At 38.7% G+C, this 15,764-nt stretch carries 10 protein-coding genes and 1 pseudogene; 9 read left to right on the top strand and 2 right to left on the bottom strand.

Going from position 1 to position 15,764, the window contains the following annotated elements; all coding sequences use genetic code 11:
- Positions 1-40 precede the first annotated feature (40 nt).
- Both RCG17_RS25125 and RCG17_RS25130 read right to left on the bottom strand, forming a co-directional pair.
- Positions 41-658 carry a DUF47 domain-containing protein gene (locus RCG17_RS25125; RefSeq protein ID WP_308172741.1) on the bottom strand — a complete coding sequence of 206 codons (618 nt, stop codon included), beginning with the start codon at positions 656-658 and terminating at the stop codon, positions 41-43.
- 385 nt (positions 659-1,043) lie between these two features.
- A complete protein-coding gene (locus RCG17_RS25130; RefSeq protein ID WP_308172742.1) occupies positions 1,044-4,073 on the bottom strand; it encodes an efflux RND transporter permease subunit in 3,030 nt (1,009 codons plus the stop codon).
- Between the two features lie 548 nt (positions 4,074-4,621).
- Here RCG17_RS25130 and uvrC point away from each other — a divergent pair.
- The 9 genes and pseudogenes from uvrC to RCG17_RS25175 all read left to right on the top strand — a co-directional run.
- Positions 4,622-5,689 (top strand): annotated as a pseudogene (gene uvrC / locus RCG17_RS25135) (excinuclease ABC subunit UvrC); the annotation flags it as partial.
- A 10-nt stretch (positions 5,690-5,699) separates the two neighbouring features.
- Complete coding sequence (locus RCG17_RS25140) at positions 5,700-6,296, top strand: hypothetical protein (RefSeq protein WP_308172743.1); 597 nt, start codon at positions 5,700-5,702, stop codon at positions 6,294-6,296.
- A gap of 290 nt (positions 6,297-6,586) precedes the next feature.
- The gene (gene mvk / locus RCG17_RS25145; protein ID WP_308172744.1) at positions 6,587-7,588 is read left to right on the top strand and encodes a mevalonate kinase; all 1,002 of its coding nucleotides are present in this window, start codon (positions 6,587-6,589) and stop codon (positions 7,586-7,588) included.
- A gap of 43 nt (positions 7,589-7,631) precedes the next feature.
- A complete protein-coding gene (gene mvaD, locus RCG17_RS25150) occupies positions 7,632-8,630 on the top strand; it encodes a diphosphomevalonate decarboxylase (RefSeq protein WP_308172745.1) in 999 nt (332 codons plus the stop codon).
- A gap of 217 nt (positions 8,631-8,847) precedes the next feature.
- Entirely contained in the window at positions 8,848-10,047 is a 1,200-nt protein-coding gene (locus RCG17_RS25155; RefSeq protein WP_308172746.1) for a phosphomevalonate kinase, read from the top strand.
- Between the two features lie 94 nt (positions 10,048-10,141).
- On the top strand, positions 10,142-10,588 hold the full coding sequence (locus RCG17_RS25160) for a carboxymuconolactone decarboxylase family protein (RefSeq protein WP_308172747.1): 447 nt from the start codon (positions 10,142-10,144) through the stop codon (positions 10,586-10,588).
- A gap of 538 nt (positions 10,589-11,126) precedes the next feature.
- Positions 11,127-12,146: a pirin family protein gene (locus RCG17_RS25165; RefSeq protein WP_308172748.1), complete on the top strand. Its 1,020-nt coding sequence runs from the start codon at positions 11,127-11,129 to the stop codon at positions 12,144-12,146.
- 160 nt (positions 12,147-12,306) lie between these two features.
- Positions 12,307-13,860, top strand: a complete 1,554-nt coding sequence (locus tag RCG17_RS25170; RefSeq protein ID WP_308172749.1) for a phospholipase C — start codon at positions 12,307-12,309, stop codon at positions 13,858-13,860.
- 389 nt (positions 13,861-14,249) lie between these two features.
- A complete protein-coding gene (locus tag RCG17_RS25175) occupies positions 14,250-15,716 on the top strand; it encodes a protein adenylyltransferase SelO (protein ID WP_308172750.1) in 1,467 nt (488 codons plus the stop codon).
- Positions 15,717-15,764 lie beyond the last annotated feature (48 nt).

A 15,764-nucleotide genomic window follows, 5' to 3' on the forward strand; every position in this document is an offset into this window, starting at 1 on the left:
CTCCACATTTCGTAAATGATATTTTGCTTGTTAGAGGAGTTCAGGAATTTTTCATGATGATGGTTTCTAAAGTATTTGCCACCGATTGGCAATAATCCGATATTTTTTCAAGTTCTTCATAGATTTCTTTATATTGAATAATCCGAATTGGATCCTTTTCCGTTTCAAATAGGTGTTTGATAGCTTCACGTTCAATTGCATCGCATTTGGATTCAAAATCTTTAATTTTAATGGCATGTTCCCTGATTGGCAGTAACTTTTTATCGGATAGTAATGCAATCGCTTCAACAATTTCGTCTGTGCTTTTGCGGATCGCTTCAACGGATTTTAGCATGTATTCATCCGCTTGTGTGATGGAATACATTTCAAAGAGTGCTGCTGTGTTCTCTAAACCATCCAGAACATCATCCAAACTCATGGTTAATGACAGAATATCTTCTCGTTCAATTTGTGTGATAAAAGCATTATTTAATTCCATAATTACTTCATGAACAAAGGTGTCGCCCTTCGATTCATATTCCTTCATCTTTTCAGAAAAAATTTTAAGATCACTAACGTTGTTAAGTTTATAATCAGCAAAGTAATAGGCACTTTCTTTTATATTTGCAGCAATTTCAGTTAAAAAAATCGAAAATTTATCTTTCTTTTTTAACGCCATACTCGTACCTCCACTGTGTTTTTTATAGGTAATCTGATTGTATTTTAGTTTTTTATTCTTTAATAATTTTTCCCATTTACTTGATTGCATACATATGTAATTAAACATCATCAATGAAAAAGACCCTAGCAAACGGTGCTAGGGTCTTTTTCTAACAAAGGGGATGGGAGATAGTTTCTCACTTTCAAACAAAGGGGTATATGTTTGTTGTGATTCACTTCATGTGTTTAATTTACCACCTGACATAAAAGCTGACAATAATTTTGTGTATTTATTCACAAATATGTCGAATTTTGCTGATATTTTTCATTTCCATGAAAATGAAAACATACTCTATAGGCAGACGAAAGTGTCTGCGCTATAGAGTATGAATGACTTAACGGCACTATACTGATAGATTATTTTCAGCTTGTCTCTTTAGTCTTTGCTTCTTGGACTTTTTGAAATGGAATAGTTCATATACGACAGGTATTACAACTAATGTTAACAAGGTTGCAACTGCTAATCCGCCAATAACGACGATGGCCAAGCTTTGAGAGACTAAGTTTCCTGTTTCCGCTTTTTTAAACAAAAGTGGCAGCATGGCAGATATCGTAGCGATCGCAGTCATCAGGATCGGCCTCATCCTAATAGATGCAGCTTCAACGACGGCATCCCGAATAATCATGCTTTTTTCGTTGTGTTTCACCCGATCTAAAAGAACAATGGCGTTTGTGACAACAATTCCAATTAACATTAATGCACCAAGAAGGGCAGTAAGATCAACAGTAATTCTGCTTATGAGCAGCCCCAAAATCGCACCAACAGCGGCAAGCGGAAGAGAGAACAAAATGGAAATTGGAGCACGTATGGTTTTAAAAGTTATAACCATAATGAGAAATACAATCCCAATGGACATAGCCATTGTTGTAAATAAATCAGTAAAATCACTTGACTGCTGTGCACTAGCGCCACCAATCACAACATTTACGCCACTAGGGAGTTTGATAGGTTTTATCTTTTGTTTGTCACCAAAGATTTTTTTGTTTATTTTAGTGGTAACCTCGGAAAGATTCTTTGCATCAACCGAAGCGACAATTTCCACATATGGATTTCCATCTTTATGATATTGAGTGGTAGGTTGTTCTTGCTGTGATAATGTTGCAATCGTCGATACAGGAGCCATCCCTGTTGGTGTCATAACCAGAATGTTTTTCAAGTCATCAGGTGATTTCGGATCCAGCATAGGATCTAGAAAAACAGTTGTTTTTTGGTTATTTATATTAATGGTCCCAAGGGGTGTTTTGTTGAGCATCACACTAAGCTGTTGTGCGAGCTGCTGCGGATTTCCCTTTGCAGGATCAATTTCAAACGAATAAACAGTTTTCTTCTTTTCTTCATTTGTTGAAATTTTTTCGATTCCGCTAATATTTTTTATCGCATTTGTTATTTTACCTGATGTTGCTGTAAGCTGATCTAATTGGTCACCAACAATGTCGATTTTAATCTGTGGTGAACCGCTGCCCATTAAGGACGAGGCTCCTGCTGTTAAGTCTGCATCTGGATAACTGTCTTTTTGATCAGTTATTTTTTTAACAATAAGGTCAGTATCTTTTTTATCTTTCAATACAACACTAATGGAACTTTTTGTGGGTGAGTCTACAGCACCGTATTGAATTGCATCAGCGCTATTTCCAAGAGTTGTACCGACATCTTTTACTTCTTTTTGCGCCAGGATAAACTCTTCTAGCTTGAGTGTACCCGCTGTTACAGTTTTAAGAGGTGTTTTATTTGGGTAATCAAGGTAAACTTGAACAAAGTCAGCTGAAGAATTGTCAACTGCTCCTTTTGGCATGGCAGAATATACACCGATTGATCCTGCAAATAGCAAGAACGATAATAACAGGACAACCCATTTATGGTTCAATGACCAAGTTAAAAGCTTTTTAAATTTGACCGATGGCGTATGTTTGTGAAGCTTTGCATGTCGCAATAAAGCGGAACTCATCAAAGGTACTACCGTCAAAGCAACCATCAATGAGGCGAGTAAAGAGTAAGTAATGGTTAAGGCAAATGGCAGCACGAAGTCTTGAAGACTTCCATTAACAAAACCAATTGGTAAAAAGACGGCAACAGTTGTTAATGTTGATGCTGTAATGGCTCTTGAAACTTCCTTGGTTGCATCAATCACTAGCTGCATGGAAAACTTCTCATTTTGCATTTTTCGGAAAATGTTCTCAATAACAACGATACTGTCATCCACTAAACGTCCGACCGCTACTGCTACTCCGCCTAATGTTAGGATATTTAATGTGACACCTGAGCGGGATAATAAGAAAAGGGTAAGTGCCAATGAAAGCGGTATAGAAATGATTGTGATAAAGGTAGAACGAATGTTACGTAAAAACAGCATGATGATAATGGTAGCAAAGAAGGCTCCAAGAAGTACTTCTTTCATCATTGATTGTACAGAGTTTTCAACCATATCAGCTGTGGCAATCACAATGGATGAATGGGATTGTTTATACTTTTTGTTCATCTCACTAACGGTATTTCTAATTTTTTTAGTGACGGATACGGCATTGGAATTGCCGTCTTTAGCAATGACTAAAATTAACCCTTCTTTTCCGTTAATGCGTGTTAATGTATCCTTTGGTTTTTCAATCGAAACAGCTGCAATATCTTTTAAGGCTACGCCAGGAGCTACCGTTACATTCTCTACTTTGCTAATGCTGTCAATGTTCCCAACCACGTTGATATTGCTTGTTTTTCCATCGATTGTCTTTTCCCCTACAGCAACAGCGTTATTCTGTCCTTGCAGGCTTTCAAGGATCGATTGCAGTGGTACTTGCTTCTCTGCCATTAAGGAATTGTTTACTTTTACGGAAACATATGATGCAGGAGGTCCAATTGTTTGTAACGAACCAATGCCTTTAATGTCTTTGTAGGATGGGATAATTTTTTTCTGTGCAAGGTCTAAATTTTGGGGTGTCAGACCATCTTTGAAGGTAAGGGCAATTTCAGCAATGGAGATCATAGAGGTATTTAGCTGCACAACAGTTGGTTTTGACACATTTTGCGGCAGCTGTACTTTGCTTAAAGCATCTTGTACTTCTTGTTTTGCTGCTTTCATGTCTGTCTTTGAATCATAAGAAATATCAATCTTCGAGTAGCCATCACCAGTTGTTGAAAAAATATTGGTTTTTCCTTTTACCCCAGAAAGCAAGCTTTCAATTGGTGAGGTAACGTCACTTTCCATTGTTTTTGAATCCGTTCCTTGCCCCATGACAACGACAGTTACCAATGGCTGGTCAGCAGAAGGCAAAAATTCCATAGGCAGAGTCAAATAGCTAATCACACCCATAATTAGGATCAGAATCGACATAATACTGACAGCTGCATTGTTTTTAAATGCCCATTTTGTAAACCAAGACATTTTAAAAATTCCTCCTATTATGTATATTTTTTCACATAGTGAATAACAAAGGTAACCTGTCAATTGATAGAAAAGATCTATTAGTTACCCATTAGTAGTAACATCCTCCTTAGTTTATTTATCCTAATCTTTCAGAACAACCTAAATATAAAATATCTTGTTCAAAGTGTAAAGAATAATTTACCAGTTTTTGTGTAATTTGGATTTTTAGAGAGTTATTTGTAAGAATATGAAGGACCAGAAAAATGAAATGTAAATTAAAAGGGAATTTAAAATTTTGGATTCCCTTTTGTGTTTCTTTGTAAGAAATTAATTTGAAATCTGTAAGATTCCTGTAAGCTTACTTTCTTGTAGTTAAGTTAAAAAAATATCCTTTAGTTGAATGAAAAGGCCCTAAGTAAACGGTGCTTAGGGTCTAAATGCAATCTAATAATTGATCTATATCAATGGAAAATATTCTGCAATCAAGTAACCTCAGACTATAGTAAAGAAAGGTTTCGTTCATTGAAAACCTTTGGTGAAATAACTTGATGCAGGATGTGAAAGTGATGACCCCCGCAATAAAAAAGAAACTAAGAATCCTTCCTGATCAGCCTGGATGCTACCTCATGAAAGACTTTAATGGAACGATTATTTATATTGGAAAAGCAAAGGTATTAAAAAATCGCGTTCGCTCCTATTTTATTGGTTCACATGAAGGAAAAACACAGCAGCTCATAAATGAAATTGCAGACTTTGACTATATTATTACTTCCTCCAATACGGAAGCACTCATTCTTGAAATGAATTTGATTAAACAAAACAATCCTAAATTTAATATCATGCTTAAGGATGACAAAACGTATCCCTATCTGAAAATTACAGATGAACGTCACCCGCACCTGATTATTACTCGAAACGTGGAAAATGATAAAGGAAGGTATTTTGGACCTTATCCCAATGTACAATCAGCAAATGAGATAAAGAAACTGCTTGAACATCTTTATCCATTAAGACGATGTCCAAAATCAGCTAATCGGCCTTGCTTGTATTATCACCTTGGCCAATGCATAGGCCCATGTGCTAGGGATGTTAGTGAAGAAGAATACAAAGCTACAATTGATAGGATCATTCGTTTCTTTCATAGGGGACATAAAGTGATTCAAAACGAATTGACAAAGAAGATGAAAAATGCCGCTGAAAACTTGGACTTTGAAAAAGCAAAGGAACTTTACAAGCAAATTACCAGTATCCAAACAATTATGGAAAAACAAAAAGTAACAACGGCAGATCACAAAGACAGGGATGTATTTGGATATGCCGTAGAAAATAATTGGATGTGTGTTCAAGTATTTCATATTCGCCAGGGGAAAATGATTGAACGGGATGTTTCAATGTTTCCAATCGAGAATGACCCAGAAATAGAGTTCCTCGCATATCTTGACCAGTTTTATTCAGCGACTGAGAATATGAAACCGAAAGAAATCGTGATACCAATAGTAATAAAATTAGATTTTGCAAAGCAGGCTCTCCATGTTAATATAATTCACTCTAAACGAGGCTATAAAAAGGAATTGGTCAACTTAGCGTGTGAAAATGCAAGTTTCGCACTATCGGAAAAGTTTGCTTTGTTGGAGATGAAGTGTGATGAATAGTAAGCAAAACGCAGCCGAACTTATGGAGACATTTATTGAAACCGGCTCATATAAGCATTTGAAGGAACTAACCGCAGAAAGGGATGCACTTAAAAAAAATATCTATCAAAATCTAATTGATCATGAAGCAAAAAGGGTTGAAATTGGTTATAACTTGGTTGCAAAATTCATACCAAAAAAAGTGTATCAATATAATTATCATGGTTTAAATGAATATTTGTATGATCGCGGCTTATTGCAAAAGGTAGCGAGGCTTACAACCGCCAATTTAAAGCAGGATCCGAACCTTCTTAAGATATTTGAGACCTATTCATTAACATCAGAATTCTATATTAAACCTACCTTAAATAAGCAGGGTAGGGACTTCGTGAAAATAGGAGAATCCAAAGAGTTACAAATCTCATTGAATGAAGCCGCTGAAAAAAAACGCCAGAATATGGATCAATTAAAAGTTGCACAATCGGAGTATGATCTTTTAAAAAAACAAATGAAAAAATGTCAACGACTTCAAATGGAAAAAAAGCTTTCCCATAAATATGGTTCTGTCTCCCTCCTCCAAAAGCGGTTATTTATGATTGCAACCATATAAGTAACAACCTGATCCTCAAACATCTAATCGAAATGTCAACACCAGATATGGTTCGTGTCATGCATTACGTTTCAAGAGGCTTTGGCTCTTTAAATGAAATTGAATCCTTTCGAAAGCTTATCGATATTCAATTAAATTTGGTCATTTTGGATTTGGATGATGAAGCAAAAATATTGAGTAATTTTTAAAAAACTTGACCGAGATCAAGTGATAATCATTCTCAATGGAGTAAAGTGAGCTTGTAAAAAACTTCTGATGTTCTATCTAATCTTCAAAAAGGATGGCTCAAAATGAATACAATATCTACAAAAATAGCTATTGGATATGCACATAGCAAATTAATTTTAATAGGAGAACATGCAGTTGTTTATGGGCAGCCCGCGATTGCCATACCATTCCCACTTACTGTAAGGTCGGTAATTGAACAGTCAACGGGAACCATCAAGATTAAGAGTCCACATTATACCGGGCCGATTGACAAAATGCCAATAAAACTGGAAGGAATCAAGGCTTGTATAAAAGCAACGCTAGATTATCTAGATAGGCCTTTGAAGGATATACTCATTCGACTCGATTCAACGATACCGCTGGGACGTGGATTAGGTTCAAGTGCGGCAATCGCGATCGCACTTGTACGAAGCCTTTTTTCTTATTATGGACAAAGCCCTTCACAAAAGGAATTGTCTTCCCTGGTTCAAATTGCAGAAATCTATGCCCATGGAAATCCGAGTGGAATTGATATGGCTGCAATAGCATCTGATTCTCCAATCTGGTTTCAAAAAGGAAAAGAAGCGAAACCACTTACTGCGGGAGCTCCCTTATACATTGTAGTTGCAGATACAGGGCGAATTTCTGATACACATTCGGCAGTTGAACAAGTTCGGGAAAAAGTACTTTTAGATCCAATTAATATGCAAAAATCGATGAAATTGATTGGTAATATTGCTCATGAGGCAAAGAATGTTCTTTCGCATGGGAATTCCTATTTGCTGGGTAAATTACTAGACAAGAATCAGGAAATGCTTACGAATCTTGGTGTTACGGATGATGGCCTTAATCGTTTAATTGAGACTGCACGGAATACTGGAGCATTAGGTGCAAAATTAACAGGAAGCGGCAGGGGAGGATGTATGATCGCTCTTGCTCAAAACCTTGAACATGGCAAACTGATAGCTGATCACTTAATGAAGTCAGGTGCAGATAAAACCTGGTATTTTTCTACAGAAAAATATGAATCTAGGATATATACACGCCAAAGATCCTACAGAATCGATAACACTAAGCATAAATAAAATTAACAACACCTCTAGATTTTTGGTGAAAGGAGGAGTGGCGATGAAAGCAACAGCAAGAGCAAATACCAATATTGCACTCATTAAATATTGGGGAAAACGGGATGAGACTTTATTTTTACCAATGAATAGCAGTCTATCGATTACATTAGATAAGTTTTACACAACCACAACCGTTCAATTTTGCAAAGATTTGCCGAGTGATATTTTTCTACTGAATGGCTGTCTTGCAGGCGAAACCGATACGTTGAAGATATCCATTTTTCTTGATCGGTTCAGAAAAATGGTAGGAGAAAACCTGAAAGCCATTGTTACATCAATCAACAAAGTACCTACAGCAGCTGGTTTAGCCTCGTCTGCATCAGGCTTTGCAGCTTTAGCAGCAGCTGCAGCAAAAGCACTCCGATTGAACTTGGATAAGCAGGAATTATCTGTGCTGGCCCGTCAAGGTTCCGGCTCTGCCAGCCGTTCTATTTATGGAGGATTTGTTGAATGGCAAAAGGGAATCAAAGAAGATGGAACAGATTCCTTTGCGAAACCAATTCTTTCGGAGCAGGAATGGCCCTTAAGTGTTCTCTCAGTTTTAGTGGAATCTGACCAGAAAATCATATCTAGCCGAGAGGGAATGAAACGTACGGTTGAGACATCACCTTTTTATCCTGGATGGCTAGATACAGTGGATCAGGACTTGACTATTGCAAAAGAAGCTATTAAGTTAAGAAACTTCGAAATGCTGGGCAAAATAGTGGAAGCAAATGCCCTCAAGATGCATGCCACAATGTTTGGGGCTACCCCACCCATTATCTATTGGAAAAGTGGAACCCTGGAAGTGATGCAGCGGATACAAAAGCTAAGATTAGAGGGAATTCAAGTTTATTTTACAATTGATGCAGGCCCGAATGTGAAGGTACTATGTTTACCCGAAGACGAACAACGGGTCTATGAAACCCTAACGATCCTGCCTGGGGTGCAACATGTTTTTGTTTGTCACCCAGGTTCGGGAATCATTTATTTTCCTGACACTCGTGAAAGTAAATGCTAGGTTTGGATTCATTTTGATAATTGTTATTGAGAATAATTCTCATAAAAATTCCACATTAATTTTCAGAATGATTCTTGCAGCTGGTGTTGCGGCTCTCATCTATACCATTATGGGAGCCAATCCCATAAAACCATTCTCAGTTCGGATTGTTGGCTGCAACTCGCCTACATGAAGCCGAAATTTTTTCTTAAATATTTTGAGAAGAGATGAATAATTAATGACTTACTCAAGCTATCGTGTAAAAGTACCAGGAAAATTGATGATTGCTGGAGAATATGCTGTCCTCGAACCGAATCAGCCCGCTGTTGTCCTTGCAGTTGATCGTTATGTATCCGCCTATATCGAGCCAGACAACCAAAACGAGCTTTCGCTGCCACAGTTAGGCTTGAAAACTATTACATGGGAAACGTGTGATGAACAAGTTCAATTTAGCTCATCTGATTCACGTTTACGATTTATCCAAAATTCAATCCTGGTTGTAAACCAATGGTTACAAGAAAATTCAATCGCTATTCGGCCTTTTCGCTTAACAATTAAAAGTGAGCTCGATGATCCAGTAACAGGTCAAAAATATGGACTTGGATCAAGTGCCGCTGTGGTGGTAGCAGTAATTTCAGCCATGTTAAGTTTGTATGGTGATGAGGAAAAAGCTCCTGCATTGGATCATATTTTTAAACTTTCTGCCATTGCGCATTTAAGAACGCAAACAAACGGTTCTGGAGCAGATATTGCAGCCGCCGTTTATGGCGGCTGGCTTGGTTATACTTCCTATAAGCCAGATTGGGTATTGAAAAATATCGAACAGGGTGAAAAACTGACAACCCTCCTTGAGAAGCAATGGCCTCTTTTATCGATCAGGCCATTAGTGGCACCATCTCTGCTTCAATTAGCAGTTGGCTGGACAAAAGAAGCGGTGTCAACTGGACCTATGATTAAGAGAGTCCAAGATTATCGTATATGCCACGAGGAAGGATACAGTGAATTTCTAAAAGATAGTTCACGCTCTGTTATCGGTATAATCAACAGTTTTGAGAGCAATGATTGCAGCTCAGCTATTTCATTTTTGAAACAAAATAGGGCTGCACTAATGAATCTAGGTGAAAGTGCAGGCTTACCGATTGAAACGGCCAAGCTTAAAGCGTTGTGCACCTTCGCTGAAGAATATGGCAGTGGTAAATCATCAGGTGCAGGAGGAGGGGACTGTGGAATTGCCTTTCTAAAAGAAGAGGCCCACATTCGAGAACTGCTTGAAGCATGGAAGGCTGCTGATATTAGTCCATTAAAAGTAAATATATCGAAAAAAGGTGTTTCAGTAACAGAATACAATTGCGAACCTTCGTTAAAAGAATGGCCAGCTTGCCTTCATCAAGAACAAATTCGGGAAACATGGAATCATAAAGAAAATATTTCTGTATAAAAAATATGAAAGTGCCGTTTATATTAAGCTATTTCACAAAACATAACAAGTGTGCATTCAAAAATAAAATCAAATTGAACTAGGAGGAGCAGAAATGGAATTACGCATTCAATATTATGATGTAGCCCCTGAAGCCCTAAAAATTATGATGGATATGGAAAAATACCTTGGAGCAACAAAAATAGACCTTAAGCTCCGCGAATTAGTGAAGATTCGAGTATCACAAATAAATGGCTGTGCCTTTTGTCTTAATATGCATACTGCTGATGCCCGAAAACTGGGCGAGACGGAACAACGATTGTATTGTGTAAGTGCATGGGAAGATTGTGATTTCTATACCGATGCAGAAAAAGCGGCCCTAAAATTAAGTGAATATATCACGTTAATTCCAACAAAGCGCATACCAGATGAACTTTACAATCAGGTTCGAGAATATTTTGATGAAAAGGATTATGTCGATCTTGTCTTCATGATCAATCAAATTAACAGCTGGAATCGCTTATCCATTTCAATGGGGAACTTTGCCAAAGGAAACAGCTAAAATGGTCCTAGCGCAATTATTCGTGTTCAATGCTTACGTGTGAAAGTCTTGTTCCTTCAGGAAAAGCAAAGTCACAAATGGGTATCCAGTTTTGGATACCTTTTTCTTTGGAAAGAAACTAGAAAGCGTTACAACGAAGATTCTTAATAAGATAGATCTTGTTGTACTATAGAAATAAGAGAGGTATGTTATTATTTAGATACAGGGAAAATCCTTGTGACAATGCATTTCCTGATGAAAGAATCAGGCTGGACATAAAATAGACCCCAGCAAACGGTGCTTAGGGTCTTTTTATATAATAACAAAGGGGATGGGAGAAAGTTTCACGATCAAACAAAGGGGTATATGTTTGTTGTGATTCACTTCACATGCTTAATATAACACGAACCTAGACTATCTACAATATTATTGTGTATGATTTCACAGAGTTGTCAAAATTATAACTTTGGAAAAACTTGTGGAGAATAATTGTTGGAGATTCTGACACATTGTAGGACCAAACATAAAGGTTTTCGGTGAAATAATGGAGGTAAAAACGATGACAAACAAGAAAGTGCATGCTATACAAAAGTTAGGTTTTCAATGGGTGGCAGAAGACCCGTTTCTCGTGACTATGCATCATGAAGATGCTTATCCCCAAGGAAATGAGCAGCAAGGGCCGAATACATCATTGGATGGAAGAAGCCTTGGTGAGGATTTTACATTAAAGGACGGCTTTCGGATGTATCACGGGACAACGGTACCTGGATTTCCTGCACATCCACACAGAGGATTCGAGACCGTAACCGTCGTTCTTGAAGGATTTGTGGATCATTTTGATTCATTGGGTGCCAAAGGGCGTTATGGGAATGGAGATGTACAGTGGCTTACAACGGGAAGGGGATGCCAGCACACGGAAATGTTCCCGCTGGTCTATCAGGATAAAGGAAATCCGCTTCACCTTTTCCAAATTTGGCTGAATCTTGCGGCAAAGGATAAATATGCTGAACCAGAGTATAAAATGCTTTGGGCTGAAGATATCCCAATATTAAAGTCCAATAATTCAAATGGGAAGCAAACGACAGTAAGACTAATAGCAGGAAGATTGAATGGGGAAGTCAGCTTGGAGCCAACTGCTGCCTCATGGGCAAAAGACAGAAACCATCATGTGGGTATTTATCTGATTCATATGGAACCAGAAGCAACTTTCACCCTCCCAAGTATTTCCGAAACATTGAATCGGAATTTATATTTCTATGGGGGTGAGCAAATCATTGTTGATGGAACCACGATTAAGACTTCCCATCGGGTAAAGCTTGCTGGGGATCAAGAAATTATGATTACAAATGGAGCAAAGGATAGTTATATGCTGGTTCTTGAAGGTGAGCCGATACAAGAACCTATCGCTCAGTATGGTCCGTTTGTCATGAATACCGAGCAACAAATTCATGATGCTTTTAACGAATATCGAAGGACACAATTCGGCGGCTGGCCATGGGGACGTCTCGACCCTGTGAATGAGCAAAACGCAGGAAGATTTGCCCAGCATGCGGACGGAACAATCGAAAAAAAATCATAGTAAACAAAGAGGCTACCCAAATTGAGGTAGCTGTTTGCATTCTTGTAATATTTTTATAAAAAACATTTTGCAAAAGATTTACCATAGATTCATATAACATTTACATTCCTCTTGTAAAGTATGAAAGGAGCAAAGGAAGAACATCTTAGGAGGCGTTTTTATGGATGGTAAAAAAACAGCAAAAGTTATTAATGTTTTGAGTGTAGCTGCACTAGGTACACTATTAGCGGTAACTCCTGTCATTAACTCCCAAGCTAATGCGCAGGTTACTGCAAAAGCGAGTGTGAATGTTGAAAAATCAAAGGTACAAACAAAGACACCAATCAAACATGTGGTAGTTATTTTTGGGGAAAATGTTTCATTCGATCATTACTTCGGTACATATCCATATGCCTTAAACATTAAAGGCGAGCCTAAATTTACGGCGAAAGAAAATACCCCAGTGGTAAATAATTTATTAACTCCAAAAGATTACAACAATACACAATCAGGTATTGAAAAAAGTAATCTAATAACGAATAATCCAAATGCCGCAAATCCTGTCCGCCTGGATCGTTCCCAAGCCATGACAGCCGATATGGACCACAGTTACCATGATGAAATTGCTGCGGTCGATGGAGGAAAAATGGATAAGTTTGTTGAGACAGTCGGACGAGGCAGTGATCCCAAAATCGTGATGAATTATTATGATGGAAATACTGTAACTGCTCTTTGGAACTATGCACAAAACTTTGCGATGAGCGATAATTCCTATGGAACTGTTTTTGGTCCGTCCACACCAGGTGCCTTAAATTTGATTTCTGGTGAAACTCATGGGGCAACATTGTATGATAAGAACGGTCAAAAAGAAACTAACGATGTCTTGAATGAGTATGAAAATAGGACCGTTACAGGTGATCCAAACCCATATTATGATAAGGCTTCTACAGGAGCTACTGTTGCGATGGATGACTCAAATAAAAACGTCGGTGATCTTCTAAATGCTAAAGGTATTACTTGGGGCTGGTTCCAAGGTGGTTTTGCAGATCCTACTCATAAGACTGCCAATATTAGCGGAGCACAAGTAACAGATTATAGCCCGCACCATCAGCCATTCGAATATTATAAGTCAACAGCAAATCCAAACCATAAGGCTCCAAGTTCTGCAGATATGATTGGTAGTCAGGACCAAGCCAATCACCAGTATGATATGAACAATTTCTGGACAGCTGTAGACAATGGAAATATGCCAAGTGTTAGCTATCTTAAAGCACCGATGGCTCAAGATGGCCATGCAGGCTACTCAGATCCAATCGACGAACAAAAATTTATTGTTGACACGATTAATAAGCTTCAAAAAACGCCTGAGTGGAAAGATACAGCAGTCATTATTTCTTATGATGATTCTGATGGCTGGTATGACCATGCTCTAGCAACAAACAACGGTCAACCGATTGAGTCAGGAAAGGCTGGTTATGGCCCAAGATTGCCGCTATTAGTCATCTCTCCATATGCTAAGAGTAATTTTGTTGACCACAAGCTAACGGACCAAACATCCATCCTTAAGTTTATTGAAGATAACTGGAATTTGGGGCGTATTGGCGGTACTTCTCTTGATGCGCAGGCAGGCAGCATTGAAAATATGTTTGATTTTACAAAGGGACCGCACACGCAAAAGCTTTTCCTTGATGGAAATACAGGAGAACCCATTAAAGATAAGACAGAATCTAAGTAAGGCCGTTTTTACCCTCAAACGAATCGTTTGGGGGATTTTTTGTTCCGAAGAATAGGAAAATTCCAGAGGAAGACACTAGTAAAGCCTGGGAAGATGTTTAAATTATGATTCCTATTAAAAAAGTGATTATAATGTTTACAAAAGATAAAACTCATTTCATTCACACTATGTGTTAATTATGCCTGTGCTTGGCAAAAAATAGAGAGTTGGGGGAGAAAAAATAGATAATTCTGACCATGGTCAACAAAAAGCAGGGAGCAATGGAAAAAATAAGTGATTTTTATGCCTGAACTCAGTGAAAAACAGGGTGCAGTGGTAGAAAAATTAAATTGTTTTTTTACCATTGGCAGCATTGAAGAACAGCTAGAAAAGAGTTGAAAGGAGACCAAATGACAACAAAAAATGAAACAGGCTGGAATTTTAATAACAGCTATGCCCATTTGCCAAAAACCTTTTTTACAAGGCAAAACCCGAACCCAGTAGATACGCCGACATTAATCAAGCTTAATGTCCCGTTTGCTGAATCCCTAGGGTTGAATGTCGATATGCTGAAAAGTGAGAATGGCATTGCGATTCTTGCCGGCAACCTAATACCTGAAGGTGCTGAACCTCTTGCTCAAGCATATGCAGCGCATCAGTTTGGGCACTTTACCATGTTAGGGGATGGCCGCGCTATTTTGCTTGGAGAACAGATTACCCCTCAAGGGGAACGAGTAGATATTCAGCTCAAAGGTTCAGGCAGAACTCCATACTCCCGAGGTGGCGATGGCCGCGCGGCACTTGGACCAATGCTACGTGAGTACATCATTAGCGAGGCAATAAATGCGCTTGGGATTCCAACCACCCGCAGCTTAGCAGTTGTGTCAACAGGCGAATCTGTCTTCCGTGAAACAGAACTGGCTGGTGCCATTCTCACCCGTGTGGCTGCTAGTCATATTCGTGTTGGGACCTTTCAATACGTGGCCAATTGGTGCACGGTTGAGGAGCTGCGCATCCTCGCTGACTATACAATCAATCGCCATTATCCGAAGGTTGAAGGAAGTGAAAATCGATACCTTGCACTCCTCATGGAAGTAATTAAGCGTCAGGCCTCCCTAGTTTCGAAATGGCAATTAGTTGGATTTATTCATGGTGTTATGAATACCGACAACATGGCCATTAGCGGAGAAACGATTGATTATGGTCCATGTGCATTTATGGACACCTATGATCCGGCAACAGTATTTAGTTCAATTGATAGGCAAGGCCGCTATGCTTATGGCAATCAGCCCTATATCGCAGGATGGAATCTGGCACGGTTTGCAGAAACGCTGCTGCCGCTGCTTGATGAAAATGAAGAGACCGCCGTCAAATTAGCTCAAGATGCTATTTCAGGCTATTCGGATTTGTATCAAAGCTATTGGCTGGCAGGTATGAGAGCAAAGCTCGGAATTTTTAACGAAGAGGAAGAGGACCGATCTCTTATCGAAGAACTCCTCAATTTGATGCAGAAGTATCAGGCCGACTATACCAATACTTTTCGGGCCTTAACTTTAGATAAATTTGAGGAAACGATCTTGGCGGGAACCCCAGGATTAATAAAGTGGCATGAAAAATGGCACGCAAGGCTGGGGAGACAGCAAGAAACGAAAGAATCATCAAAGCAGTTGATGCAAAAAAGCAACCCTGCGGTTATTCCTCGCAACCATCGGGTTGAAGCTGCACTGGAGGCAGCAGTGGAAAGAGATGACTTTAGCGTGATAGAAAAACTGCTTGAAATCCTTTCTGCACCGTACGCCTATGCTCCTGAACAGGATGAATACACTTCACTGCCTGAGCCATCATCCCGCCCTTACCGTACTTTTTGCGGAACATAATATGGAAAAAATGAAAAACTTGAAGAATTGTTCTTCAAGTTTTTCGCC

This window comes from Neobacillus sp. PS3-12 (genome assembly GCF_030915385.1).
Lineage (GTDB): Bacteria > Bacillota > Bacilli > Bacillales > Cytobacillaceae > JAEVLT01.